Annotated in this window: 22 protein-coding genes; 8 read left to right on the forward strand and 14 right to left on the reverse strand. The window is 69.7% G+C overall.

Annotation, left to right across the window (positions count from 1 at the left end):
* Positions 1-19: 19 nt before the first annotated feature.
* From ABZV00_RS09560 to ABZV00_RS09570, 3 genes are all read left to right on the forward strand, one after another.
* Entirely contained in the window at positions 20-661 is a 642-nt protein-coding gene (locus ABZV00_RS09560; RefSeq protein WP_355603499.1) for a D-alanyl-D-alanine carboxypeptidase family protein, read from the forward strand.
* Positions 658-2,640, forward strand: a complete 1,983-nt coding sequence (locus ABZV00_RS09565; RefSeq protein ID WP_355603502.1) for an ATP-binding protein — start codon at positions 658-660, stop codon at positions 2,638-2,640. The genes ABZV00_RS09560 and ABZV00_RS09565 overlap by 4 nt, the downstream gene beginning before the upstream one ends.
* Before the next feature lie 118 nt (positions 2,641-2,758).
* Positions 2,759-4,672: a discoidin domain-containing protein gene (locus ABZV00_RS09570; protein ID WP_355603737.1), complete on the forward strand. Its 1,914-nt coding sequence runs from the start codon at positions 2,759-2,761 to the stop codon at positions 4,670-4,672.
* Between the two features lie 122 nt (positions 4,673-4,794).
* Here the strand turns inward: ABZV00_RS09570 and ABZV00_RS09575 are convergent, their stop codons facing one another.
* The 4 genes from ABZV00_RS09575 to ABZV00_RS09590 form a co-directional block, all read right to left on the reverse strand.
* Positions 4,795-5,739 (reverse strand): hypothetical protein, encoded by a 945-nt coding sequence (locus tag ABZV00_RS09575; protein ID WP_355603504.1) that lies wholly within the window; start codon positions 5,737-5,739, stop codon positions 4,795-4,797.
* On the reverse strand, positions 5,736-6,227 hold the full coding sequence (locus tag ABZV00_RS09580) for a hypothetical protein (protein WP_355603507.1): 492 nt from the start codon (positions 6,225-6,227) through the stop codon (positions 5,736-5,738). The genes ABZV00_RS09575 and ABZV00_RS09580 overlap by 4 nt, the downstream gene beginning before the upstream one ends.
* A gap of 3 nt (positions 6,228-6,230) precedes the next feature.
* Complete coding sequence (locus ABZV00_RS09585) at positions 6,231-7,454, reverse strand: macrolide family glycosyltransferase (RefSeq protein ID WP_355603509.1); 1,224 nt, start codon at positions 7,452-7,454, stop codon at positions 6,231-6,233.
* Between the two features lie 655 nt (positions 7,455-8,109).
* Positions 8,110-8,709 (reverse strand): TetR/AcrR family transcriptional regulator, encoded by a 600-nt coding sequence (locus tag ABZV00_RS09590; RefSeq protein ID WP_355603512.1) that lies wholly within the window; start codon positions 8,707-8,709, stop codon positions 8,110-8,112.
* A gap of 101 nt (positions 8,710-8,810) precedes the next feature.
* Between ABZV00_RS09590 and ABZV00_RS09595 the strand changes: the two genes are divergently transcribed.
* A complete protein-coding gene (locus ABZV00_RS09595; RefSeq protein ID WP_355603515.1) occupies positions 8,811-9,968 on the forward strand; it encodes an FAD-dependent monooxygenase in 1,158 nt (385 codons plus the stop codon).
* A gap of 24 nt (positions 9,969-9,992) precedes the next feature.
* On the opposite strand, the gene ABZV00_RS09600 is transcribed toward ABZV00_RS09595, so the two are convergent.
* The 4 genes from ABZV00_RS09600 to ABZV00_RS09615 form a co-directional block, all read right to left on the reverse strand.
* Positions 9,993-11,147 (reverse strand): FAD-dependent oxidoreductase, encoded by a 1,155-nt coding sequence (locus ABZV00_RS09600; RefSeq protein WP_355603518.1) that lies wholly within the window; start codon positions 11,145-11,147, stop codon positions 9,993-9,995.
* Positions 11,144-11,347 (reverse strand): ferredoxin, encoded by a 204-nt coding sequence (locus ABZV00_RS09605; RefSeq protein WP_355603520.1) that lies wholly within the window; start codon positions 11,345-11,347, stop codon positions 11,144-11,146. The genes ABZV00_RS09600 and ABZV00_RS09605 overlap by 4 nt, the downstream gene beginning before the upstream one ends.
* Positions 11,348-11,358: 11 nt before the next feature.
* Positions 11,359-12,570, reverse strand: coding sequence for a cytochrome P450 (locus ABZV00_RS09610; RefSeq protein WP_355603523.1), 1,212 nt, complete (start codon positions 12,568-12,570; stop codon positions 11,359-11,361).
* Positions 12,571-12,671: 101 nt separating this feature from the next.
* Positions 12,672-13,370, reverse strand: a complete 699-nt coding sequence (locus tag ABZV00_RS09615) for a response regulator transcription factor (RefSeq protein WP_355603526.1) — start codon at positions 13,368-13,370, stop codon at positions 12,672-12,674.
* Positions 13,371-13,734: 364 nt separating this feature from the next.
* On the opposite strand from ABZV00_RS09615, the gene ABZV00_RS09620 reads away from it, so the two are divergent.
* The 3 genes from ABZV00_RS09620 (at position 13,735) to ABZV00_RS09630 (ending at position 19,124) form a co-directional block, all read left to right on the forward strand.
* Positions 13,735-16,209: a M14 family metallopeptidase gene (locus ABZV00_RS09620; protein ID WP_355603529.1), complete on the forward strand. Its 2,475-nt coding sequence runs from the start codon at positions 13,735-13,737 to the stop codon at positions 16,207-16,209.
* Positions 16,210-16,532: 323 nt separating this feature from the next.
* Positions 16,533-17,519 (forward strand): hypothetical protein, encoded by a 987-nt coding sequence (locus tag ABZV00_RS09625; protein ID WP_355603532.1) that lies wholly within the window; start codon positions 16,533-16,535, stop codon positions 17,517-17,519.
* Between the two features lie 111 nt (positions 17,520-17,630).
* Complete coding sequence (locus ABZV00_RS09630; RefSeq protein WP_355603535.1) at positions 17,631-19,124, forward strand: LPXTG cell wall anchor domain-containing protein; 1,494 nt, start codon at positions 17,631-17,633, stop codon at positions 19,122-19,124.
* Between the two features lie 124 nt (positions 19,125-19,248).
* On the opposite strand, the gene ABZV00_RS09635 is transcribed toward ABZV00_RS09630, so the two are convergent.
* The 5 genes from ABZV00_RS09635 to ABZV00_RS09655 form a co-directional block, all read right to left on the reverse strand.
* Positions 19,249-20,091, reverse strand: a complete 843-nt coding sequence (locus ABZV00_RS09635) for a class II fructose-bisphosphate aldolase (RefSeq protein ID WP_355603538.1) — start codon at positions 20,089-20,091, stop codon at positions 19,249-19,251.
* 9 nt (positions 20,092-20,100) lie between these two features.
* On the reverse strand, positions 20,101-20,997 hold the full coding sequence (locus ABZV00_RS09640) for an SIS domain-containing protein (protein WP_355603539.1): 897 nt from the start codon (positions 20,995-20,997) through the stop codon (positions 20,101-20,103).
* Positions 20,973-22,019, reverse strand: coding sequence for a hexose kinase (locus ABZV00_RS09645; protein ID WP_355603541.1), 1,047 nt, complete (start codon positions 22,017-22,019; stop codon positions 20,973-20,975). The genes ABZV00_RS09640 and ABZV00_RS09645 overlap by 25 nt, the downstream gene beginning before the upstream one ends.
* A 364-nt stretch (positions 22,020-22,383) precedes the next feature.
* Positions 22,384-23,163 carry a DeoR/GlpR family DNA-binding transcription regulator gene (locus ABZV00_RS09650; RefSeq protein ID WP_355603544.1) on the reverse strand — a complete coding sequence of 260 codons (780 nt, stop codon included), beginning with the start codon at positions 23,161-23,163 and terminating at the stop codon, positions 22,384-22,386.
* Positions 23,164-23,319: 156 nt separating this feature from the next.
* Positions 23,320-23,784, reverse strand: coding sequence for an SRPBCC family protein (locus ABZV00_RS09655; RefSeq protein WP_355603547.1), 465 nt, complete (start codon positions 23,782-23,784; stop codon positions 23,320-23,322).
* Between the two features lie 422 nt (positions 23,785-24,206).
* Here ABZV00_RS09655 and ABZV00_RS09660 point away from each other — a divergent pair, with 422 nt between their 5' ends.
* The gene (locus ABZV00_RS09660; RefSeq protein WP_355603549.1) at positions 24,207-24,536 is read left to right on the forward strand and encodes a TraR/DksA C4-type zinc finger protein; all 330 of its coding nucleotides are present in this window, start codon (positions 24,207-24,209) and stop codon (positions 24,534-24,536) included.
* 128 nt (positions 24,537-24,664) lie between these two features.
* Here ABZV00_RS09660 and ABZV00_RS09665 read toward each other — a convergent pair whose 3' ends face one another.
* A complete protein-coding gene (locus tag ABZV00_RS09665) occupies positions 24,665-26,218 on the reverse strand; it encodes a polysaccharide lyase family 1 protein (RefSeq protein WP_355603552.1) in 1,554 nt (517 codons plus the stop codon).
* Positions 26,219-26,224: the final 6 nt, after the last annotated feature.

Genomic DNA, 26,224 nt, shown 5'->3' on the forward strand with positions numbered 1-26,224 from the left:
GTGCTGAGTACTCAGACTCATGCCCACGGCCGTCGGTATCGAGATCGTGGTGGGCATGTCTCTGCACGCCACCCACCGCGTCGGCACTGCCCGGACCGTTCGCACCAGGGATCTGGTCTACCCTGCCGTCACCAGGCTGCTGGCCCTTTTGCTGGCCCCCTTGGCGTACATGGTCGCTCCGGGGCATGCCCGCCATACGGCCTGCCAGTGGGCGCTGGCGCTGCGCTTCCCGGCCGAGAACCTGGCCGGCCTGGCTCCCCCGGCCCGGGCGGCTTTCGAAGCGGCGCGCAGCCAGGCGTTGTGGCGGTACGGGGAGCTGATAGGACTGACCTCTGGTTACCGGGACGCCGCCACGCAAGCGGCTCTCTACGCCGAGGAGGTCCGGCGCAGCGGGTCGGTGGCGGCCGCTCGGCGGTGGACGCTCCCGCCAGACGAGTCGCGCCACGTGGCGGGCACCGCCCTGGACATACGACCCTCGGAAGGCGCTCGCTGGCTGGAGCGGCATGGCGCGCGGTACGGCCTGTACCGCAGGTACGACAACGAGTGGTGGCACTTCGAATACTGCCCTGAGGGTCGGCCCGACCGCCTGCCGCATCCTGGCGTGGCCGCGGCCGTCACCTGTGGCCGGGCGGACGGCGCGGTTCCGATGGATCGGTCATGATCGGCGCCATGATGGAGAAGCCGCCGCAGTGGCGGGAGGCTCTGGCTGGCCTGGGTGGCTGCCTGTTACTCACGGTAGCGACATCGCCCCAGTACGCTGGCGGGCTGCCGCCGTTCATCGCCACGCCCGTGCGGCCGGTGTACCACGGTCAGGGGTGGATACTCGCCCTGATCCCCATCCTGGCGACCGTGGTGGGCCTGTGCCTGCTGCGTTGGTGGCCGTTTCTGCTGGCCGTGGCCGGCCTGCTGAGCGTGCCCTACGTCTGGGCGCAGCTGACGGGCCTGTCGTACCCGCTGGTGCTGACCTTCGCGCATTCCGCGGCGTATCCACTCGCCCTGGTGGGCGTCCTCGCCGGTGCCCAGAGTCTGTTGGGCAACGGCTCACCACGTGTGGGCGCGGCCCTGGTGGGGCTGGCTTTCGGGTCCCGCCTGGTCGGCTCCGCGCTGGTCGGCCCCGGCTGGTTGTACTCGGACCCGTCGCGGCCTGCCTGGCATGCCGGTATGACCGCGGTTGCCCTCGTTGCGCTCATCCCCGCGGCCCGGCGGATCCGACGTGGCGACGGCGCCGCGGCCGGGCCGCCGGGCACCAGCCCGTGGGCGTGGCAGCGGTTGCGGCTGGTCATCGCCGCCGGGCTGGCGGTGTGCCTGGTGCTTCCGCTGTCCCTGTTGACCACCGAGCGGCTCGCGGCGCTGCTGGACGTCAGCTGGTCGTCGCTGTACCGGCACGAGGCAGTGGCCATCGCGGTGACAGGTGTGGTCACGCTGGTGGTGGCGATGGGCCTGGCGGCCGTCGCGGGACTGTGGTCGCTGGCCGCGGCGCTCGCTGTCGCAACCGTCCAGGTGGCGGTGGCAGCACCGCTGATCCTGGCGTTCACCGCGCTCAGCGCGATGGGTCCGGTGCGCTGGCTGGGTGCGCTCGCGGGTGCGGTGGTCGGTGCGGCGGCCGCCAGCAGTCGGTGGCGGGTCGCGGCCGCCGGTACGCTGGCGGCGGGCGCGGCAACGGCGGTGCTCATCGCGTACGCCGCCACGACCGGCCATCCGGAGAAACTGGCCGAACAGCAGCGGGTCATTCCGGCGCTACTGTTGCTCGTTCTGGTTACCGCGGCGGCTACGGCGGTCGCCGGCGCGACCGCGCCAGTGCTCGCGGCCCGTGGCGCTGTTCCTGCCGTGCTCGGCCCCCTCGTCGGCGTGCTCGCCGCCAGCGGGCTACAGATTGTCCAGGTGACGTATCTGCAGGATGGCCTGCCGGCGTCGTCGTATCTCAACCCGGTCTTCCACATCACCACATCAGCCGTGTTGCTTCTCGTGGCGGGCGCGGCGATCGGCGGTCTGGGCGTCGCGCATCACATGGCCGAACGCTGGGCGGAACGGAAACGGGCCGAGCTGATCCGACAGGAGGCTGCTGCCGCCGAACGGGACCGGCTGGCCCGGCCGATCCACGACGGTGTTCTGCAGGTGCTGGCGCTGGTTCAGCGGCAGGGCTCGCAGCTGGGAGCGACCGGCTCACAGCTGGCAAAGTTGGCCGGCGAGCAGGAGGTCGCACTGCGCAACCTACTCACCGGCGGCGCCGAGGTGGCCCGTACCGGCGGTGAAGCGGACCTGCGGACGGCGCTCACCGCCCTGGCCTCCCCCATGGTCGAGGTGTCCGCGCCCGCAGAACCAGTCGTGTTGCCGTCGGGTCCCGCCGCCGAACTTGTCGCGGCGGTCGAGGCCGCCCTGGACAACGTCCGCCGGCACGCCGGCCAGACCGCCCGGGCGTGGGTGCTGTTGGAAGACGAAGGAGACGGGGTGCGAGTGACCGTCCGTGACGACGGGGTCGGGTTCGACGCACAGCGGCTGGCCGACGCGGCCCGCGCCGGCCGGCTGGGGGTGGCTCAGTCGATGCGGGGCCGGATCGCCGATCTCGGCGGCACGACCAGCATCCACAGTCACCCGCCGGAGGGCACCGAGGTGGAGTTCTGGGTGCCACGTCAGCGGTAAGGCTGAGGGCCGGGTAACTGGGATGGCCAACAAGCCTCGACATCAGGCATGGACATCAGACGTCACACATCTTATGTTGTGATCAACATTGGAATCCGCGGAAGGATGTCCCTTGACCGTGAATCCGCACCTCCGCCGCCACCCGCGCCGAGCCGCCAGCCTGCTGTTAGTACCAGCGATAGCAGCAGCCACGCTCACCGGCGCCGCCCCCGCACAGGCCGCCCCCGTCCCGCCCCTCTACACGGAGCAGGATCTGGCGGTCAACGGAGCGGGTGGTTTTCCCAACTACCGCATCCCAGCCCTGACCGTGACGCCCGACGGTGACCTGCTGGCCTCCTACGACGGCCGCCCCACCGGCATCGACGCACCCGGTCCCAACTCGATCCTCCAGCGCCGCAGCACCGACGGCGGCAGGACCTGGGGCGAGCAACAGGTCGTCAGCGCCGGCCAGACCACGGCCCCGATCAAGGGGTTCTCCGATCCGAGCTACCTCGTCGACCGTGAGACCGGGACCATCTTCAACTTCCACGTCTACTCCCAGAAACAGGGCTTCAGCGGCAGCCGACCCGGCACCGACCCCGCAGACCCCAACGTGCTCCACGCCAACGTCGCCACCTCGGCGGACGGCGGCCGGACCTGGTCGGAGCGGACCATCACGGCCGACATCACCCCGGACCCGGGCTGGCGCAGCCGCTTCGCCGCCTCCGGCGAAGGCATCCAACTCCGCTACGGACCGCACGCCGGTCGACTCATCCAGCAGTACACGATCATCAACGCCGCCGGAGCCTTCCAGTCGGTGAGCGTGTACAGCGACGACCACGGAACGACCTGGCGGGCCGGCGAAGCCGTCGGAGTCGGCATGGACGAGAACAAGACCGTGGAACTCTCCGACGGCCGCGTCATGCTCAACAGCCGCGACTCGGCCCGCAGCGGCTACCGCAAGGTGACCATCTCCACCGACGGCGGGCACAGCTACGGCCCGGTGACGGTCGACCGCGAACTCCCCGACCCGACGAACAACGCCTCGATCATCCGGGCCTTCCCCGACGCCCCGGCCGGCTCCGCTCAGGCCAAGATCCTGCTCTTCTCCAACGCCGCCAACCAGACCTCGCGCAGTCAGGGCACGATCCGGATGTCCTGCGACGACGGCCAGACCTGGCCGGTCTCGAAGGTCTTCCAACCCGGCGCGATGTCCTACTCAACCCTCACCGCACTGCCCGACGGCACCTACGGCCTGCTGTACGAGCCCGCCAACGGCATCAGATACGCCAACTTCAACCTCGCGTGGCTGGACGGTATCTGCGCCAACGTCGCCATTCCGGATGTCGCCATCGACCCAGGCCAGCGGATTACCGTGCCGGTCACCGTCACGAACCAGTCCGGAATCGCCGTACCGAAGCCCCGCCTCGAACTGCAGGCGCCCTCGGACTGGCAGATGCGGGGCTCCGTCACGCCCCTCCGGCCCGGACATCAGACCAAGGGCAAGGTGACCATCAAGGTTCCCCGTGACACAGCTCCCGGTCGTTACCCGGTGACAGCAACACTACGTACCTCCGTGGGCAAGACGTCGACGTCGTTCACCGTCACAGTGGGGCTGCTCGACCAGGCCCGAATGAGCATCGCCGACGTCGACAGCGAAGAGACCGCCAGCGAAGACGGGCGAGCGCGCAACGTGCTCGACGGCAGCGACGCGACGTTCTGGCACACCGAATGGTCCCGCGCCGATGCTCCCGGCTATCCGCACCGGATCACCCTCGACCTGGGTGGAGCACACCGGATCAGTGGACTCCAGTACACCCGCCGGCAGAACAGCGCCAACGAGCAGGTCGCGGACTACGAGATCTACACCAGCCTCGACGGCACGACATGGGAAGCGCCCCTCGCCACCAGCCGCTTCACCACGTCGCTCGCACCTCAGCGCGCGGTCTTCCCCGCGGTGACGGCGAGGTACGTCCGGTTGGTGGCCCTAAGCGAACAGACCGGGCACAAGTACGCCGCGGTCGCCGAACTGAACGTGGAAGGTCGTCGCTGACCCACCAGCTGATCGCCGCCCTGGCCGAACGCATCCTCGCGATGTGGGGCCAGGGCGGCTTCCATCCCCCGACGCACAGCGCGGCGACGACTGGTCCCGGCCGTGCGCCATGGTCAAGCCGTTCATGGCAGCGGGCGGTCGGTCTCCGCAGTCGCGGCCAGGCGCTCCCGGATCAGCGTGATCACGGTGTCGGTGGTCCGGTCGAGGTAACTGCGGCCATCGGGTAGCCCGACCTCCGGACTGATGTAGCTGTGCGGCCCGACGTGGGTCGCCGGGTCGAGCCGGTGCACCGTGATCTTTCCCGCGCGGTCAGCCCGGTTCCAGCCGCTCCAGCGGAACAGCCGCCACCGCTGCGGGAACATCCAGGTGCCTACTCGCTCAATCCGGTCGCCGGCACTGGTGAGCCGGCAGAGGTGCTCGGCGTGGGTGATGTCGTTGGCGCCGTTGTGGAACCCGCCGAGAGTGATCAGCCAGAGCGGGCAGCGCAGCTGGGACCACAGTTCGTCGACCGCGCCGGTGGCGACCTGGGCGCCGCCGCTGTAACAGAGCAGTACCACGGGGATACCGCTGTCATGCTGGTAGCCGGCGAACCGGAGCTGCGTGGCGATCTGCGAGCCGACGGCGCGGTTGTACAGGGGACGGTACCGGCGGTCGGCGGCGACGAAGATCTGCACCACGTTGTGCAGGAACAGCACCAGCCCGATGTGGCGGCGTAGCCAGGTCCACACCGGACGGTCGGCCAACGGATCGGCCAGCGGAGAGTAGGGCTGCACCTGGCCCAGCACCCTGAGCTCCGGCGCTCGGGCGATCAGGGACTTGACCAGTCGGCCACCGTCTCGGGTGTCGTGGAAGCGGCGTTTCCCGATACCGTCCAGATAGACCAGGTAGGCGTCCGGAGGGCGGTCCGGGTCCGCGCCCCGGGCGTAGGGCATGCCCTTGGGCAGCGCGGTGGTGGGAGTTCGCCAGCCGGCGGCATAGGCCAGCACCTCATAGCGGGCGAGCAGAGCTTCGGCGAGCAGCACCGGGCCGATCCCGCCGAGCAGCAGCAGGAGCGCAAACTCGATCATGTACGTGGCTCCGGTGCTCTTCTCGTGTTGAGCCTCACGACCAGGCGACGGACGCCCTCGACGGCGACGCCGAGCCCGATTCCCGCGATGGCCACGCAGCCGGCGGCATCCCACCAGCCGAGGCCGGCCACCGTGGCGAGCGCGGCGGCGAGGCCGGCCCCCACTCCCACCATGAGCACCAGGTGCAGCAGCGGCCCGAGCAGCGGGAACGCGAGGATTGCGGCCAGCAGCAGCGGGGCAGCCATGCCTGGTGTCCAGACCAGCGCGGCCTCGTCGGACGATGAGGTGGGCAGTGCCAGCTCGGCAAGGGTCCACGCGGACAGCGGCCAGAGCGCGAACACCGCGCCGTCGACCAGGGCGCCGGCCAGCATCAACCCGACCACCCTGGTACGCGACACGCTGGGCAGCCGTGCGACCACGGGCAGGAGACGCCCGGCGGCCTCGGACAGCCCGGCGAGCAGCAGCAGGATGGCGACGACGGGGGACACCGGTCAGCCCTGCGGTGGCAGCTCGGCAGAGGCCGGCTGAGTGACCGGGCCGGTCTGCTGCACATAGCGCTCAAGTTCGTCGGCGGCGCGCGAAGAGCCCCCTGCCTCACGCTGGGCGACCTGCAGGGTGCGTGCGGCGGCCCGGAATCGCGGCTCGTCGAGCAGGCGCCGGGCGAGGGCGCGCACGACCTCCACGTTGACGTCCTCGGTGCGGATCGAGAGGCCGGCGTCGAGCTCGACGATGCGGGAAGCGACCATCAGTTGGTCCGCGCCCTGCGGAACCACCAGCATCGGGACGCCGGCGTACAGGGCCTCGTTGACGCTGTTCACCCCGCCGTGGGTGATGAACAGCGCTGCGCGGGCCAGCACCTCCGGCTGCGGTACGGAGCGCTGGGCGATCACATTGGCCGGCAGCGGACCGAGCGCGGCGGGATCGGTCTGTCCGGTGGAGACGATCACGGTGCCACCCAGCGGGGCGAGCGCCTCGACGAAGGTGCGCAGCAGCTGCGGGCCGGCCCCGAACACCGTGCCCATTGAGGCGTACAGCACCGGGTCCCGCAGCCGATCGACCGGGAACGACGAGTCGGCTGGGCGGGCACCGACGCTCGGCCCGACGAACCGGTAGGACTGGTCGAAACTGTCGGCCTCGGGGTGGAGCGCCCGCGAGGTGTAGACCAGGTTGAGCGGCTGACGGATGTTCGCCAGGTCGATCAGGGGCACCGCACGGCTGTCGTACCGGCGGCGCAGCTCCCAGCGCGACCTCAGATACCCCCCGGCTTGGCGGGGATTGGACGCCGCCGCGGCGAGCAGCTCCCAGGAGCCGCGGGTGGGGCTGGGCACGTGCCGGTTGAACGCGAACGTGGTGAACGACGACGCCGCCGGCACGTCGAGTTCGCGGGCGGCCACCGGCCCCCACGGGCAGAGGGAGTCGTGCACGATCAGATCGGGCCGGACGCCGCGCAGATCGGTGAGGACGCCGGGCAGCACCCGTACGGCGGTGCGCGCAAGCTGCTCCATCACCGTGATCGGCATCGGCGGGCCGGACAGCGGTACGTCAGCCCCGGAGTACAGGAGCACTCGCGCGCCGGTGGCCGCGATCTCCTCGGCATGGGCGGGCATCGTGTGGTAGGTGACGGAGTGCCCGCGACGAACAAGCTCGGCCACGACCGGCAGCGTCGGGTTGACGTGCCCGTGCATGGCGATGTTGAGGAACGCGACTGCGCTCATCCGCCTGCCCCGGCCAGGAAGGGAGTCAGCGCCCGGCACCACGTAGCGATCATGATCCGCCCTTCTCGCCCGACGCAGGATCGCGTTCGTTCGCACCTGGTACTGCAGTCGCCCGTTCGGATCTTGGACGGGGCCGACAGGCGCAACGCAGCCACCGCATGGGCTGTGTGTGTGGACGACAGTCGCATGGTGCGGTGGCCGCTGGTCACAGCGTAGACGTTGCCGGCGGCAGCACGCCGTGGACCAGGCACTCTCCCCGTTCGCGGGCACGCCGGAAGGGGAGAGGGGTGCGTGTGTCGGCGAGTACAGCGGGAAGGTCGGTTGGATGACCGACCCAGGGGAGCTGGCGCGAAGCGCACTCCAGCGAATCCACCAGGCTGCCGTGAGACATCGGGACCTTGAGCTGCACCACGCGGCCGAGGACATTGCCCGAGCGGCCCGGGCGAGGGGCCTCGATCCGGGACCCGTCGAGTCGTACCGCCCCTGCCCGGTGTGCGGTGCTGAGCCGGGACAGCTGTGCATCAACCTCCCTGGTCGCCCAGCGACCTCGGGCGACATGCACCCTGAGCGCACGAAGGCGGGGGAACCGTAGCGACCCCGATCCCGTCAGCCCGGCAGGTCGGGGATGCGGACGCTCGCTTGGCGAGGATTGGGGTCAGGACGGGGCGACGGCCGGGAAACCGTCGGTCAGCGCGGCCAGGGCCCGGCGAATCCGGTTGGTCGCCGTCGGGCTGGTCCCGCCGGTGAGTGCGACGTGGTGCAGCACGCCGACCACCGTCAAGGCCAGCGCCTCTGTGTCGGCCCCCGCGGGCACCCGCCCGAGTTGTTGCTCGGCGGCCAGGTAGTCGGCGGTCGCACGCTCGACCGTCTGCAGTCCGGCGTTACCTTCGCCCAGCACCGCTTCGACGCCTGCCGCCAGTTCCGGCCGGTAGGCCATCAGCCGGGTCAATGCCAGCAGCATGGCCAGCGGTGTCGCCAGGATGGCGTCGCTGAGATTCCCGGTGACCGTGCCGGTCCCGGCGCGCCCCGGGAGGCCGGCGACCTCGCCGGAGATCTGGAAGGCGCGGTCGACCGCGTAGCCGACCAGGAAGTCGTCGAAGTTCGCGAAGTGCGCGTACAGCAGGCCGGTGGCGACGCCGGCCTGGCGGGTCACGGCCCGGCCGGTGAGTCGACTCGGTCCGTCTTCCGCGATCACCCGCTCCACGGCAGCGAACAACTGCTGCCTGGGCTCGGGGATGGCGACTCCGCGTGGCATGCCCGGAATTCTAAGCGTTGGCCCCAGCCGCTGTTGCGTCAGTATGAGCAGATGCTCATACTTGTTTGAGCAGATGCTCATTCTCGGCGCTGGGAGTATGGATGAAGCGCGCGGTAATCGTTGGCGCCGGTATCGCCGGGCTGGCCATGGCCCTACGTCTCGGACAGGACGGGTGGCACACGCTCGTCGTGGAGCGCGCTCCGGCCCGGCGGAGCAGTGGCTACCTGGTGAACCTGCTCGGGGCGGGCTACGACGCTGCCGAGCGCATCGGCCTCCTACCCGCCCTGTCCGACCGGCAACTGGGCCTGTTCACCACCGTGCTGGTCCGGGCCGACGGGCGGCCCAAGTTCACCGTGCCGTCCGCCATCGCCGAAGCCGCCCTCGGCAAACGGACCATGTCGGTGTTCCGTGGCGACCTGGAGACCGCCCTGTACGAAGCGGTGCGCGACCGCACCGACATTCGCTTCGGCACCACGGTCGCCTCTGTCGACCAGGACGCCGACCGGGTACGGGTGATGTTGAGCGACGGCACGACAGCGGACGCCGATCTCCTGATCGGTGCCGACGGTGTTCACTCCGCGACCCGCACGGCGGCATTCGGCTCTGGACACCGGGTCGATCTCCCGTACGTTGTGGCCGCGTTCCCGCTTGTCCATCCGGTGGCGGGCGTGCCGGAGTCGTCCGCCACGACCTTCATCGGTCCGGGACGCACCGCGGCGATCGTCAACCTGGGCCCACAACGGTCGTCGGCATTCTTCACGTACCGATGCGCGGACCCGGGCTCGGACCTGAGACGCGGACCGGTGGATGCGCTCAGCGCGACGTTCGGCGATCTGGGCGCGGGCGTGCCCGATGCGATCCGTCATCTTGAGAAGGATCCGGCCGATGCCTACTTTGACTCAGTCAGCCAGGTGGTCATGCCCCGATGGAGCGCCGGCCGGATTGTGCTGCTCGGAGACGCGGCTTGGTGCGTCACCCTCTTCGCCGGACACGGCGCGGCCCTCGCGCTCGCCGGCGCCGACCAGCTCGGCGCAGCCCTGCGGCGGCACGACGACAACATCCCGGCGGCCCTGGCCGAGTGGGAAGCCGGCCTGCGCCCGGAGGTCACCAAACGACAGGCACTCGCGCGCCGGGGAATGCACCAGTACGCGCCGCCCAGCCAGTTCCACGTGTGGATGAACGACCTGGCGATCCGAGCGATCACACTCCCCGGCGTCCGCGGTCTCGTCCGGCGCGGTATCGAACGCACATCCCGATGAGTGCGTACGACGCCACACCGTCCGTCACTTGTCCTTCCAGGCGGTGCCGGTAACGACGGCCTGCCGCCACCGGCGGATGGCCTTGGGCGGCATGCCGACGGCGAGGGCGCCGACCAGACGGTCGCCACTGCGGTACGCGGCCACGAACCGTCGCTGTTCGAGGTCGCCGTCAACGACGGCGACCTCGTTGCTGCCGCGCAGGTGGCCGTAGGCGTGGATCTTCATGTCGTACTGATCGGACCAGAAGTACGGCACCGGCGCGAACGGCTTCCGCGCATCGGGATACCGCAGGTTCCGGGCGGCCGCCATGCCCTGCTCGGCGGCGTTGGTGCGGTGCTCGACGCGCATCGGCACGCCGAACAGCGGGTTGTGCCAGCGAGCGACATCGCCGGCGCCGTAGACGTCCGGCGCGGCGGCACTGTACTGGTCGCAGACCAGTCCGTCGGCGATCTCCAGGCCGCTGCCGTCGAGCCATTCGGTGTTGGGCTGCGACCCGATCGCAACCAGGACCTCGTCGGCTTCGACCAGCTCTCCCCCGGTCAGCAAAACACCGGTGTCGGTGACAGCCGAGACCGCGACGCCGGTGCGCAGGTCGACGCCGTGTTCGCGGTGCGCCTGCGAGAGGACCCGCCCGATCTGCTCGCCGACGGCATGGGCGAGCGGCACCGGCGCCGGCTCGAGCAGGACGACGTCGCAGCCGAGGCCGCGGGCCACGGCGGCGCACTCCGCGCCGAGGAACCCGGCGCCGACGACGGCCAACCGGATGCCGGGGCGCAGCCTCCTGCGCAGGGTGAGCGCGTCACTGAGGGTACGCAGGACGTGCGCGCCCACGCCCGGAAGCCGCCGCGGCCGTACCCCCGTGGCGATGATCAGCCCGTCGTAGGGAATCACGGTGCCGTCGGCCAGCCGCACGACGCGTTCCGCTCGGTCCAGGCCGGTCGCGCGGGCACCGAGCCGCAGGTCCAGACGCAGCGCGGTCAGCTGCTCCAGGGTCCGCAGGGCCAGCCGGTCGGCGTCCCAGTCGGAGGCGAGGATCTGCTTGGACAGCGGCGGACGATCGTACGGTGGATCGATTTCCTCACCGATCAGGGTGAGGGTGCCGTCGTAGCCCTCGCGGCGCAGGGTTTCCGCGGCGGCGAGGCCGGCTGCCGAGGCACCCACCACGACAGCGTGCTTCACTGCTCCACCAGGCGGATCGCGGCCGCCGGGCAGACGGCGGCGGCCTCCCGCACCTCGTCATGCTGTTCCGGGCCGGGCTCGTCGTCGAGCACGATCGCGACACCGTCCTCGTCGCGCTGGTCGAAGACGCCGGGTGCGACCATCGCGCACTGCCCGGCCGCGACGCACTTCGGTTCGTCGAACTCCACTCGCAACGTCATCTCGGCTCCTCTCACCAGGTGACCGGCAGGGACCTGAGGCCGTAGGCGACGCCTTCCATAGCGAACTCGACCTCCTCGAACGGCACCGCCAGCGCCAGGGTCGGGACGCGCTTGTAGAGAGTGCCGTAGACGACCTGCAACTCCACCCGGGCGAGCGACTGGCCCAGGCACTGGTGGGCGCCGTAACCGAACGCGTGGTGCTGACGGGCAGGCCGCCGCAGGTCCAGCCGCTCCGGGTCTGGGAACTCCTCGGCGTCCCAGTTCGCGCCGGACAGATCGAAGATGACGCCGTCACCGGCCTTGATGACCTTGCCGCGTAGCTCGATGTCCTCGTTGGCGATGCGCCGGATCCCGGTGTGCACGATCGTCAGGTAGCGCAGCAGCTCCTCGACCGCGTTGGCCACGAACTTCGGGTCGTCGCTCTCCCGTAGCAGGGCAAGCTGGTCCGGATTCCGCAACAGCGCGAGAGTGCCCAGGGAGATCATGCTCGCGCTGGTCTCGTGGCCGGCGATGAGGATGGCCATGGCCATGGTGATGGCTTCCTGAGGGGTCATCTCCCCCGCTTTGACCCGACCCGCCATCTCGGACAGCACGTCGTCGCCGGGGTCGGACATCCGGCGCCGAAACAGGTCACCGATGTACCCGCTCAGGGCCTGGGCGGCTTCCTGAGCATCCTCGGGCGTCGCCTCATGACTGACCAGCTGGTGGCTGGCGGTCTGGAAGAGCTCATGATCCTTGTACGGCGCGCCGAGGATCTCGGTGATGACCAACGTGGGTACCGGCAGACCGATCGCCTGAACCAGGTCGGCCGGATTCGGACCGGCGAGCATCTCGTCAATGAGGGAGTTGAGGACCTCCTGGATCCGCGGTCGCAGTGCCTCCACCCGCTTCACCATGAAGGGGGCGTTGACCGTACGGCGCAGGCGGGTGTGCTCGGGCGGGTCCGTGTTCGTGATCAGCGCGGGGTAGTGCGGGGCGCCCGCCGCGCGGCTGCGGGTCATGTGCGGAAAGCCCGGCCGCTTCTCGTCGATGCTGAGCCGCGGGTCGTTCAGCAGAGCGCGCTGGTCGGCGTGCCGGGTGATGAACCACGGTGTGCTGTCGTCCCAGATCCGCACCTTCCCGACCGGGTTCTCCCGGGTCATCGCGCGGAGGGTGGCAGCGGGGGCGAAGGGGCAGGCCGCCTCACGCGCCATCGGGTACTCGGGCACGCCGGTTTCGGACATGGGTCTCCTCGGAGCGTCGCGCGAAGACTGACAACCCATGCAAACAAAGGGCGCTGACGGAACCTGGACGCAAACCTGACAGATCCCTGACGTGACTCAGGTCACTGGGAGGAGCCGAGCCAGTACCCGAATCCCCGGTGCGTGTGGATCAGATGGGGCCCTGTCTCGTCCACCTTCTGCCGCAGTCGGGACACCAGCCGCTCGATGGCATTGACCCCACGGGATTCGCTCCAGACCTGCCAGGCCATCTGCTCCTTCGACAGCACCCGGCCGGCGTTGAGCAACAGGTGACGCAGGAGCCGGTACTCCGCCGGGGTCACGTCGAGCACCCGATCACCCCGCCACGCCCGGCAGACGACCTCGTCGAGCAGCAGATCACCGTGCCGCAGCACGGTCCCCGATCCCGTGTTGGTCCTGTCGCGCAGAAGCACCTGCACGCGGGCCAACAACTCCGCGCTCCGGCACGGCTTGGTGATGTAGTCCTGGATCTCGGTGCCGAGCACGGGTACCAGAGCCCCCAGAAACTCGCACGCGGCAAGGCACAGGACCGGGGGGCGGTCGGTGAGGATCGGGCGATCACGGGCGAGGGCGTGGACATCGGGGATCTCCACGTCGACCACGATCAGATCGACGTGATGCTCCCCCAGCAGTCGCAGCGCGGCGGCACCGGTCGCGGCAGAGGTGACCAGATAGCCCGCGAAGCTCAGCTGGGCCGTGAGCGAACCACGCAGATCCGGGTCCGGTGCCACCACGAGCAGGCGGAAATCGTACGGAGACCTCGCTGTCTGGCCGACGCGCATGGTGCAGACCTCACCCTCCAGTGACGCCGTCCCTCCCCGGGGCCGGCTGGCGGACACATCGGATCGACCCGACTCACCCCAGCATCCCCGCCAGCGCTCACGGCCGTCTATGCGGCGGAGAAACCCCCTCAGCTCAAGTAATGCTCAAATTCGATGCACGCGAGCCACTGACGCCCGAAACGCACATACGCTCACCGCACTCAGCTCGCTCACGGCCCTTCCCGACCCTTCTCGCAACGGCAACCACCGTCGTACGCAGGCACGCCGCACGACGGCTTCACCAGACTGTCCTCAATGGAGGCGCGACCTCCGCGAGGGCCGACCAGCACATCAATCACACGTCGCAAGCAGAAGGAGGGGGAGTATGCGACACATACAACGACGCATCGCGCTTCTCGCGCTGCCCGCCCTGGTGGCGGGCGTCCTCGTGGCGACCGGGCCCGCGGGCGCGGATCCCACGGAGTCGACAGCCACGGCCGGACGATCCCAACTCGAGGATCGGGAGCAGGTACGCCTCGTACACATCAAGCTGGCCGGCGCCGACATGCTGGACAAGGTGGTCGCCGCCGGCTTCGACCTTGAGCACGGCCTCAAGCGCGTGCCGACCGGCATCGAAGGCGAGGCGGTGGTCACCGCCGAGCAGGTCGCCGAACTGAAGGCGATGGGCGTCGAGGTCCTCGGCGACGACGTGGGCTTTGCGTGGAGCGACGAGGCCGACGGCGGCATCAACGGCGCTGCCTCGCGGGCGGTCCAGCCGTTGAACCACGAGGCGACGGTACGCATCGCCCGCGCCGACTGGTTCACCACGAAGGGCCAGGGCTTCCTCTACGTCGAGGCGCGCACCACCGAGGGGCAGCAGGCAGACCCGATCGTCGGGATGCAGCTCGAGAACGACTCGGGCAAGGGCACGCCGTTCGGCTTCGCCCGGACGATGAGCCGGTTCGTGGACTCCGGGCAGTACATGTTCCACCGGAACCTGTTCAAGCTCGACGCACGCCCCGACAAGATCCAGGTGACGAGCTCCACCGGCGGCGTCGTCACCGGCGTCGTCTCCAACTGGCTCGAGGACGCTCCGCCGCCGCTGACCGCGAACCCGTCCTACAAGTCGGACTTCGTGGACGGCTACAAGCACCCGCAGCAGCTCTACAGCCGCGCCAAGGAGATCGCCCGCCAGTACCCGGACATCGCCGAGATCGTCTACCTGCCGAACCAGACGAACGGCTACCAGCGCAAGGCGCAGGCCACGATCGGCGGCACGGGGCAGGCGGCGGTCGTCGTCAGCTCGGCGGCGTGGGGTCACGAGGGCGGCAACGACATCACGGTCGAGTTCGTGGACCGGCCGGGCGCGAGCCTCCCGCTCGCGGTGGAGGTCGCAGGCAAGGCGGTCCGCGTCCTCCTCGCGAAGGACGCCTCCGGTGGACCGGCGAGTACGGCCACCCAGGTGGCGGACGCACTGCGGGCCCAGTCCCAGGGCCTCATCGACCGGGCACACCCGTACCGCACCAACGCGGGCACCGGCATCGTCGCGCCGACGTCCGGCCCGGTTGCGCTGAGCGACTTCCTCGACCAGAAGCGCGCCGGCGCACCGGCGGGCGAGGTGCCGCGAGGCCCGGTCACGATCCCCGTCCTGCGGATCGGCAAGCACCGTGACGGCAAGAAGCCTGGTGTCCTGATCCAGGCTCAGGACCACGCCCGCGAGTGGGTGCCGGCGACGACCAGCCTGGAGTCGGCCGAGCGCCTGGTGCACAACTACCGGTCCGACCGGGAGACGAAGAAGATCGTCGACAACACCGACGTCTTCTTCATCCTCTCCAACAACCCCGACGGGGCGAACTACAGCTTCTACAACTTCGCCTCGCAGCGGAAGAACATGACGAACCACTGCCCGGACGCGACCGCCGATCCGGCGCAGCGGAACTCCTGGGGCGTCGACCTGAACCGGAACTACCGGGTCGGGTCGGGCCACGACGGTTACGCGGGAGGGTCAACCAACTGCGTCAGCGGCACCTACCAGGGGCCGGAGGAGCTGTCCGAGCCCGAGTCGAAGAACATCATCTGGCTCGTCGAGAAGTACTCGAACATCAAGTTCATGATGTCGGTGCACTCCAACGGCGGTCAGTTGTTCTGGCAGCCCGGCGCCTACATCGCGGACGGGCGGATCACCACGCCGCGCCCGCCGCTGGGTGACGAGGCGTTCTACTGGCAGTCGGCCGCCAGGATCCTGTCGCAGGTCAAGGCGCACCGGGAAACCGTCGTCACGCCGGAGAACGTCGGCGGTTCGTCCGACGTCCTCTACTCCTCCGCGGGCAATGTGCGCGAGGACCTGTACTACACCTACGGGATCTACGCCTTCGGCTGGGAGGTCGGCGGCTCCGTCTACAACCCGGGCACCGGCGACTGGCAGGGCGGTTCGTTCCAGCCAGAATGGGCGGGCAATCCCGAGCTCGTCAGCGGTCACGCCGAGACGATGGAGTACGCCAACGGGATCATGGAGATGTTCCGGGTCGCGGCGGACTGGGGCCAGGACAAGAAGGACCCGACGTCCCGGCTCGTCCCCGGCGACGGGAAGTACCGCGGGCCCGTCGACGTGCGCTTCGAGACCAGCGAGCCGGCCACCATCTACTACACGACGGACGGCAGCCGACCCACGCTCGAGTCGCCACGCTATGCGGCGACCGAGTTCCGTGAGCCGGGGCAGGTGTTCCACGTGACCGAGACGACGACGTTCCGCTGGTTCTCGGTCGACAGCGCCGGCAACATCGAGAAGAACTACGACCCGACGAAGAACGACCAGCGCAACAACTACCGTACGGCGACGATCAAGATCGTCGAGAAGTAGCGCCCATCCCGTGATCATGTGCCTCGTCAGTGCGGTCCACCCGCACTGACGAGGCACTGATCGCGCAGGCTCACCCTCGCTGGCGCTACGTCGGAACAGGCGTACTGATCAGCCGACAGCCCTTGATTTTGATCTTCTTCGCTGAACGCGAGGATGACCGATCAGGGGCTGTCCGCATGATGAGCCGGGGTCTACGTCGTGGCGGCCAGCGCGAACGAGATCGAGGGCATCGAATGCGCTAACAGGTGGACCGGTCGCGTTGTCGATGATCAGATGTGGCCATGAAGGACTGGCGCAAGCGGGAGAAGAAGCGACGCGCGGAGGTGGCGGCGCTGCCGGAGATGGCGGTGCGTCGGCATGGCGTGATCACGGCAGGCGATGCCGATGACGTGCTGGTCACCACGTCCGTCGGCCCCAACGGTGAGGTCATCGCGCTATCGACCTCGCCGGAAGGTGTCGCCGCGCTGACCGCGACCACCACGCAGCCGGGATGGGCGAGCTTTCCCGACCCACGGGCGTCCGAGGCGGTGACGGTGCGCGTCACCGCGCACCGGGAGGGCGTGGCAACGAGTGTCCGGATCTCAGATCTGCCGCTTGCTCATCCGACTGTCCAGGTGCTGCCCGACGGCCGTGTGCTCGTCGTGGCCGCGCGCTGCCGGTGGCGACCGGGCGGCCCCGATCGCAACGCGATCATCTACGACGGCGATGGGCGCGTTGTCGCCGAGAAGACCGTCGGTGACGGCATCGAGCACGTGCGCGTCTCCCGCTCCGGCCACATCTGGATGGGTTACTTCGACGAGGGTGTCTATGGCAACTACAGCTGGGGCGGCCCTGAATCGCCACCCCCGCTGGGCGCGCCAGGGCTGGTGCGGTTCTCACCTGACCTGGAGCCTGATTGGCGCTACCCCTCGCACGTCGACGAGCCCTGGGGTGCCATCAGCGACTGTTACGCCCTCAACGTCGATGGCGACACCGCCTGGGCCTGCTACTACACCGGCTTTCCCGTCGTGCGGATCCAGGCAGGCACGGTCACCGGCTGGCACAACACGATCGCCCGGGGCGTACGCGCCCTCGCTGTCGCGGACCAGACCATAGCCATGTACGGCGGCTACGGCCCCAACCATGACGTGCTGGTCATCGCCCGTTGCGACCAGGATCAACTGCACAAGGTCGCCGAGTACCGGCTCGTCCTGCCCGACGGCTCCCCGATGCCCGAGGCGACCCAGGTCACCGGCCGCGGACCCGACCTGCATCTCATCGACGACGGCAACTGGTACCGCCTCGACCTCGACGACCAGCGTCTGCAATAGCCCAGCCGGGCGCCGGCGCACCCGGTTGCTCACCGGGGCCGCATCGCGCCCCAACGAAACGCGTCGCGACGGCTATGATCGCTCCCGTTCATCTACGGGGGAGGAACGCTTGTGAGTCGTTCACGTCTGCTGCGCGTCGCCGCGTGGCTCGGCGCCTGCGCCATCGGTGTGCTCAGTGCCAACGCGGTCGCACCGGTCGCCGCGGTCGCGTTGCCAAAGGGCACGCAGCTCAGGTTGGACCACACCGCACTGGTGCCCGGTTCGTTTGGCAAGACCCAGTCCGTCTACCTCTACAACTACGACGCCGACTTCACCCTGAACGACGTGGCGGTCACCATCGACACCGCGAAGCTCGCCGGCGTCGCCACGGCCAAGCTCACGTTCGACGGCCCCAGCCCGTGCGAGCAGTCGGGCACGAGCATCACCTGCAGGTTCGACACCCTCTCCTCGGAGAGCCTATTCGCGGGTATCACCACGCTCACCTTCCGGCCCGAGACTGCAGCGAAGGTCGGCGACGAGGGCGAGGTGAGCGTGAAGGTCACCAGCCGAGACCAGACGTTCACCAAGACCTCGAAGGTGACCATCAGCGAGAAGGTCGCTCTGGAGGTTGGGCCGATCACCACCAAGAAGGCCAAGCCGGGCGACACCGTCACGAACCCGCTCACGGTGCGAAACACCGGGGACAACGCGATCACCGGCGTGGGCCTGTTCTTCTTCTACGAGGCCATGTTCACCGTGCCCAAGCGCTACGACAACTGCGAGTACGGCAGCTTCGCCGCGTACTGCCACTTCGACGCGACGCTGGATCCGAAGCAGGAGTACGTGCTCTCCGAGGAGTTGCCGTTGCGGCTGCGGCCGGAGGTGCCGGCGCCGGGCGTTGCCGGAGCCAGCTTCACGTGGTCGACCCCGATCGACGGGCGCGACAACCTCGACATGGTCCGGGCCACCAAGCCGACCCGCGGCACGCAGGGCACCCTCGGCCTCGTCCGGAAGCCCGCCGGGCTGCGCGCCCAGGGCGCCCAGACCGAGGACTCGTTCTTCCTGGACACGCAGCACGTGATCCTCACGGTCGAGGGCACGAACCGCTCCGACGTGAGCGCCGTCGGCGGGGAGGTCCGGGCCGCCGTGGGCAGCACGGTCACCGCGAAGCTCGGCGTCAAGAACCTCGGTCCCGCGTACGCCTCCGGCATCACCGAGCCGGCCGCGACCGTCACGTTCACTCCCCCGACGGGCACCACCGTGACGACGGTGCCCGCCGGCTGCACGAAGGCGGACACCGGCTACGCCTGCCGGACGGCCGTCCACCCGCTCGCGGTGGACCAAGCTGTCACGTGGGACTTCGGGCTGCGGGTCGACGCCGCCGGGGAACTCACCGGCACCGTCACGGCGAAGTCCTCGACCCCTGACGTGACGCCGGACAACGACGTGGCCAAGCTGGTCGTGAACCCGGCCGGCGGCATCGGTGGCGGTGGGGAGGGCGACGGCCCGTCGCTGCCGATCACGGGCCAGTCCGGCATCGTTCTGGCCGGCGCGGCCGCTCTGCTGGCCGTGGGTGCCGCCCTGTTCGTGGTGACCCGCCGCCGCCGTACCCGCTTCGTCGCCTGACACCGGGATTGGTTCAGCAGGACAACCAGAAGCCCTGGTCGGCCCAGTCCGACCAGGGCTTCTGAGCGGCGACGAGGGCGGCACCCTGGGCGCCGTCGCGGCAACCCTGCGGTGGCGCGACCGGCTACGGTGCCGCGGGCAGGAGCGTGAGCAGCCGCTCGACAACACCGGTCACCGCGTCCCGTCCAGCGGCGAGGTACCGGCGCGGGTCGCGGGATTCCGGCAGGGCGCCCCGGACCGCGTCGGTGAAGGCCACGTTGAGCGCCGTACCAACGTTGATCTTCACCATGCCGCAACCGACCGCGGCGCGGATCTGCTCCAGCGGCACCCCGGACGAACCGTGCAGGACCAGGGGCACGGGTACGGCGTCGCGGATCGCGGCCACCAGGTCGAGATCCAGCGAGGCGGTTCGGTCGGCCATCGCGTGCGAGCTGCCCACCGCGACCGCCAACGCGTCGACGCCGGTCTCAGCCACGTACCGGGCGGCCTCGGCCGGGTCGGTGCGGACGCCAACGGTGTGGGCGCTCGCCGGGGCATCCGGTTTACCGCCGACGTAGCCGAGTTCCGCCTCCACCCACAGCCGGTGGTCGTGCGCCCAGTCGGTCGCCTTGCGGGTGGTGGCCACGTTGGCGGCGTACGGCAGCGCGGACGCGTCGACCATCACGGAGCTGAAACCGGTGTCGGCGGCCTGCTCCAGCAGGCTGATGTCGTCCACATGGTCCAGATGCAGTGACAGGTTCGCGCTGGACTTCCGCGCGATCTCGGCCGTCGCCGCGGCGATGGCCGACACGCCGGAGTGGTAGCGCGCCGCGTTCTGGCTGATCTGCAGGATCGCGGGCCGGTGGGCACGTTGCGCCGCGGCGGCGATCGCCTGGGCGTACTCGATCGTGATCACGTTGAATGCCAGCACGCCGGTACCAGCGGCGCGGGCCGCCGCCACCAGGTCGGCGGTGGGGACGAGGGTCATCAGCGCTCCTCAGGCGGCCGGTGCGGGCAGGACGACGGACCGGGTGAGCAGTCGGGGTCGGTCCGGATGCAGGCCGCGACGGACCGCGAGCTCGACCGCGAGCCGCTGCGCGGTGGTGAGGTGCGCCATGGCGTCGACGTCCTCGTGCACCACGATCGCGCCCGTGGCGGCCAGGTCGTCGCGGATGCCGGGGACCACCGGCCCGAAGATCCAGACCACAGACCGGTGGTCGACCACGCTGATCGGACCGTGTCGGAACTCCATTGCCGGGTACGACTCGGCCCACACCTGTGCCGCCTCCCGCAGCTTGAGGGCCGCCTCGTGCGCCAGCCCCACGGTCCAGCCGGTGCCGAGGAAGGTGAACTGGTCCCGGCCGGCCACGGCCGGGTCGAGCGGCGTGCTCAGCTGTGCCCGCACCTGGCTGATCGGGTCGGTCAGGTCCTGCCCGAGACCGGCGCGCCAGGCGGCGAGTGCGGTCGTGGCGAAGCGGGTCTGCACGACCGACTGCTCGTCGGCGAAGTCGAGGACGACGCAGTCGCTCACGAGCCGGGTCACCGGCCGGTCGGCGTCGGTTGTGATCACGGTCGAGCGACTGCCCGGCGGCAACTGCTCAAGCAGCCGGATCACCTCGGTGGTGGTGCCGGAGCGGGTAATGGCGACCACGCGGTCGTACCGCCGTCCGGCGGGGAATTCCGAGGCGGCGAAGGCGTCGGTCTCCCCCTGGCCCGCCGACTCTCGCAGCGCCGCGAAACTCTGCGCCATGAAGTACGACGTGCCGCAGCCGACGACGGCGACCCGTTCACCGGCCTGGGGCAGGGCCCGCGCGACGCCCGGCTGGGCGACCAGGTCCACGGCGCGCCGCCAAGTCTCGGGTTGGGAGGCTATCTCGGAGGCGACGTACGACACGGTTCCTGCTCTCTCTCGGTGCGGTGCTCTTCCAGTGTTTCCACCGTGGTTCCGTCCAGCAGCCGGGAAGCCACGTCGTCGTCGTACTCGCCCGCCCACGGGCAGGCGACGGCGGCCGCAGAGACGGCCGCGCCTCGGGCGAGGACGTCCCGCCACGGCGCGCGGGTGATGAGCCCGTACGCAAGGACGGCGGCCAGGGCGTCGCCAGCGCCGGTCGGGTTGCCGGACACTTGTTCGGGCGCGCGGGCGCTGAACGCGACCCCGCCGGTAACCGCCACGAACCCGTCCGCGCCCCGGGAGACCACGCCCGCGCTGGCACCGAGTCGGACGAGCCGGTGCGCCACCGCCACGGCGTCGTCGCGGGTACGTACCGGGCGGCCGAGCAGGTCCGCCGCCTCGTGGGCGTTCGGTTTCGCCAGCGCTGGTGCCGCAGCCAGCGCGTGTCGCAGCGCGGGGCCCTCCGCGTCCACGATGGCCTCGGCCCCGCCGGCCCGGGCGATGGTGACGAGATCGGCGTAGGCGGTCTCGGGTACACCCGGTGGTCGACTGCCGGACAGCACCACCACCCGTGCCGCCCGGACCCGCTCCGCGAACGCGTCCAGGAACGCCGCCCACTGCGCCTCGGTGACGTGCGGGCCTGGTTCGTTGAGGACCGTCGCCGTGCCCCGCGCGAGGACGGTCACCGTCCGGCGGGTCTCCGCGCCGAGGCGGGTGAACTGCGCCGGCACGCCGACCGCCGCCAGCTCGGCCTCGATGTGCTCGCCGACGGCGCCGCCGGACAGGCCCAGGACCAGGGTCTCGGCACCCAACTGACGCAGCACCCGGGCGACGTTCAGACCCTTGCCCCCGGCACGGGAGACCACGCTCGTCACCCGGTGCGACGTGTCCGCCACCAGCTCGGGCACGGTGTAGGTGATGTCCAGGGCGGGATTGAGCGACACCGAGATGACCAGGTCACGCCGCTCCCGGCCCTCTGACGGGTCTTCGGCGGTCACGAGCGCCGCGCCCACCTGTCGCTTCATAATCCGCCTCCCCAGAAGATGCCGGCCAGTCGAGCACGCACGATCTTTCGTGACACTGAAGCGCCAGAATCAATCAGGATGTTGCAGACCTTAGGATCTGGCCGTACCGCCGTCAAGGTCCGCCCAGAACGCCCCGGAGTTCCGACCACGAGGGCTCAGCGGCTGCGATATCCGACAGGACACGGGATCCGTGCAGCGATGCGAGCCGTCGGAGCCGGTCGGCGAGCCGGTACGGGGTGCGCAGGAGCCGCCGCAGTGCTTGCAGAAAGTTGCAGAGGTGAACACTGACAGGGTCGTGCCACACGACCGTGCCGCTCGGCGATGCGGTCCCGGATGAGGACTGCGACCGCTCGATCTCGACGGGTCAGACCTGTACCACCTTCACCCCGGCCTGCTCGACGAGGCTCACCTGCTCAGGGTCCGCCGCCTTGTCGGTGATCAGAGTGTCGATGTTGGCCAGCGGGCAGATCCGGTTGAAGCTCCGCCGGCCCAGCTTCGAGGCGTCCGCCACCACGATCGTCCGCGCGGCGCTGGTCACCATGACGTGGTTGATCGCCGCCTCGCCGTCGTTGTGCGCGCTGGCGCCGTGCTGGTGGTCGATCGCGTCCACCCCGAGCACGACCACGTCCAGCGCCACGGACCCGAGCATCGTCTCGGCGATGCGGCCCACCAGCTCGTACGACCGCGGGCGGGCGGTCCCGCCGGTGAGCACCACCCGGATGTGCGGCCGCACGATGAGCTCGTTGGCGATGTTCAGCGCATTGGTCACCACCGTGAGCGCCGGCATCTGCCCGTTCGGTTCGGTGCGCAGCGCGAGCGCCCGTGCCACCTCGGTCGTCGTGGTGCCTCCGTTGAGCCCCACCGTGCTCCGTGCTGGGATCAGTGCGGCGGCGGCCGTGGCGATCCGCTGCTTCTCCGACGCCTGCCGCACCGCCTTGTACCGCAGCGGCAGGTCGTAGGAGACGCTGGTGCCGACCACGCCGCCGCGGGTGCGGGTCACCAGCTGCTGCATGGCGAGCTCGTCGAAGTCGCGCCGGATGGTCGCCGTGCTCATGCCCAGCTCACGGGCGGTGGACTCGATGTCGAGCTGTCCCTCGGCCGCCACCATGTCCAGGAGCCGGTGCCACCGCTCGTGCTGGTTCACGGCTCACGCCGGTCGTTTGGCCTGCCCATGCCGCCATCCTTGCATCCCCCATGCAAAGTCCGTGCGGCACGATCATCACCGCCAGGCCGGCCAGCACCCGGCCGCGCGAATTTCTCCTGGCCGTGGCGCTGGCCAGGCCCGCCGGTACCTCTGGCGCTACGAATGGCTGGCTTCCGCCAGGTGCTTGATGTGAGCTGCCCGCTGGCTCAAGAGTCGGCGGAGGTACGGCGCAATCAGGGCACGGGTCACAACCGTGCCCATCGGTCCCAGGGGCGCGACAACCCACAGGCGGTCGGTCATCTGGGTTCCTACGCCGTTGAGGTTGTGGAACTGGTGCTCGTGTCGCAGGAGGCGAAAGGGGCCCCGCGTCTGCTCGTCGACGAAGCGGTCTGGACGCTCGTAGACGGTGATTCGGCTCGTCATGCGCCAGCGCAGCCCGAAGTGGCGGGCGTGGAAGGTGACCTCGTCCCCGAGCGCGAGTTGGCGTCGACCGGTGCTGGTGACGGCTGTCTCCTGGCTGGATCGCAGGGACGCGGCGTGGACATCCATGTCGAGCTTCAGGTCAAATACCACGCTCGGAGCGGCATCAATGACGGACACGATCTCGATCAGGGCCGGCACGGCGAGAGCCTAACGTTCGGCACCACCGTCAGCCGCCCGCTCACAAGCGGCGGCTGAGCACCCGACTGCTCCCACCCCCGCGCCGCTCTCGGCTGCGGTGACCATCCCTCAAGAGGCGTTGGCTTTAGGTCAGTCACCACCCTATGGTGGAGGCATGCCGCCGGTGACGTTCCGCTCGCCTGCCGTCACCGAGGTGGCGGCGCTCGACGCTGTCCGCGTGACGACGGCGGCGCGCCGAAAGTCCTGCATGCGGGTGCCGGTTGTCCGTGCGCTGCACATCGCGCCTACACCGCGGCTGTCGAGCCCGGCGCGAACTGGCCGAGGCCCTCCCGCGGAATCGTTGCATCTCAGAACGACCGCCAGGGCGAAGCTATAGAGCTTCGGCCCTTTTTCTTTTTCCCGTTCCTTTTGAAAGGCAGACCATGGGCATCGATCATCATCCCGTCGACCAGACTTGGCTGGCTGATCTGCGAGCGTCCCTGGCGGACGACTTCGCCACGCAGACGGCTCGCCTGCGGGAACTGACCGAACTCAACGCGGACACCGGCGACCCCAGCGAGGCCGACAACCGGGCCGCGCTGCTGGTGGCCACCCGCCGCAACATCGAGCAGATCACCGGTGCCCTGAGCCGGATCTCCGATGGCACCTACGGTGCCTGCGAGAAGTGCCACCAGAACATCCCGGCGGAGCGGCTTGAGGTTCTCCCGCATGCTCGCTTCTGCGTGCCGTGCCAGGAGAAGCACAACAGGTGACACCCCTGTGGCTGCCGTGCCGCCCAGGTGGCGCGGCAGCCACACGCCGTTGCGTGCGAGGTGGTTGCGCGATGGTGATGTCCGGGGCGGGAGCGGCGGTATCTGCCGCCCCCGTCCCGCGCCGGCTGCTAGCTGGCGTACGTCTCGAACTCACCGACTCGCGGCGTACTGCTCGAGCTGTTGATCTTGAAGGTGATCTTGACCAGTGAGGTCGCGGAGAAGGTGATGGAACCCGCCCCGGCACCGGAGGCCAGGACGGCCCCGGTGTCGTGGTTGATGAGCTGCCAGGACCCGACGGAACCCTGGGTTCCCGACGGCTCGCGGATGATCACTCGGGACACCCGGGTGGCGGAACCCCACTTGATCGAGATGGAGCCGGTCGATCCGACCGGCGACCAGTAGGTGCTGATGCCGCCGTCCCGCACGTTGCCATAGCTTGTCCCGCTGGCCTTGCTGGAGCCGTCGGCACCGGCGCCGAGGCTGAGGTTGGTCCCGCTGGGCGGCGGCGGCGTGGTGGGCGGGGGCGTGGTGGGCGGGGGCGTGGTCGGCGGGGGCGTGGTGGGCGGCGGGGTCTGCGGCGAGCAGCTACCGTCCGAAACCCGCAGACCCGTGTTCGCGCCCGCCGTCTGCCGGACGACGTCCGGCACGCAGCTCGCCCCGTCGAGGCTGTACGAGTACGGGATGCTGACGGTGGTGTTGGACGTCGGGTTGGGGCCGGCGGGGTAGTTCTCGATGCCGGCGCTGGACCAGGTCACGTTGTCGAAGGTGTTGCCGCTGACCTGCCAGTAGCCGCGCTCGTTGGTGTAGAAGGTACCCAGGACGTCCTTGGAGTTCCGGAAGTAGTTGTTCTCCACCTTGGCCTTTGCCCCGGCCCGGGAGTTGATGCCGGACTCGTGGAGGCTCACGTAGTGGTTGTTGTAGATGTGGGCCGTGCCGCCGCGGAGCAGCGGCGTACGGGAATCGATGTTCTCGTACAGGTTGTGGTGGTACGTGATGAAGCCGTTCGAGAGGTCGCTCTCGCTGGACCCGACGAGGCCGCCGCGACCGGAGTTGCGCAGGATGCTGTAGGACAGGGTCACGTACTGGGTGTTGTCCTTCATGTCGAAGAGGCCGTCGTACCCCTCCGATTCCCCGCCCGATGCCTCCAGGGTGACGTGATCGACCCAAACGTTGCGGACGGTGCTCTCCATGCCGATGGCGTCCCCACCGTTGGAGGTCGGCGAGCCCGACTTCTTGACGTTCCGGACGGTCACGTTCTGGATGATGATGTTGCTGGAGTCGCGGATGTGGATGCCGAGCTGGTCGAAAACGGCTCCGCTGCCAACCCCGATGATGGTGACGTTGCTGATCTGCTTGAGCTCGATCACGCCGTCCGCGGTGTTGCAGCTCGAACCCGAAACCTTGCTGGTGTTGCCGTGGTTGATGGTCCCCGTGACCTCGATGATGATCGGGGTGCTGCTACTGACCCGACCACACAGCGCCGCATGGATCGCGGTCCCCGTGGTGGCTCGTACCGTCTGCCCGCCCGCGCCGCCGGTGGTCCCGCCGTTCTGGGTGGCGTAGCCGGTGGCGCTGTCGGCCGCCGCTGACGCCTGCGGGGTCGGCAGGCCCACCCCGATCGCGATCCCAACTACTGCCGTGGCCAGTGCTGCCTGAAGTCGCAGTGCGACTGGTCGTCTCATCTCGCC

It is taken from the genome of Micromonospora sp. NPDC005173, assembly GCF_040608515.1.
Lineage (GTDB): Bacteria > Actinomycetota > Actinomycetes > Mycobacteriales > Micromonosporaceae > Micromonospora.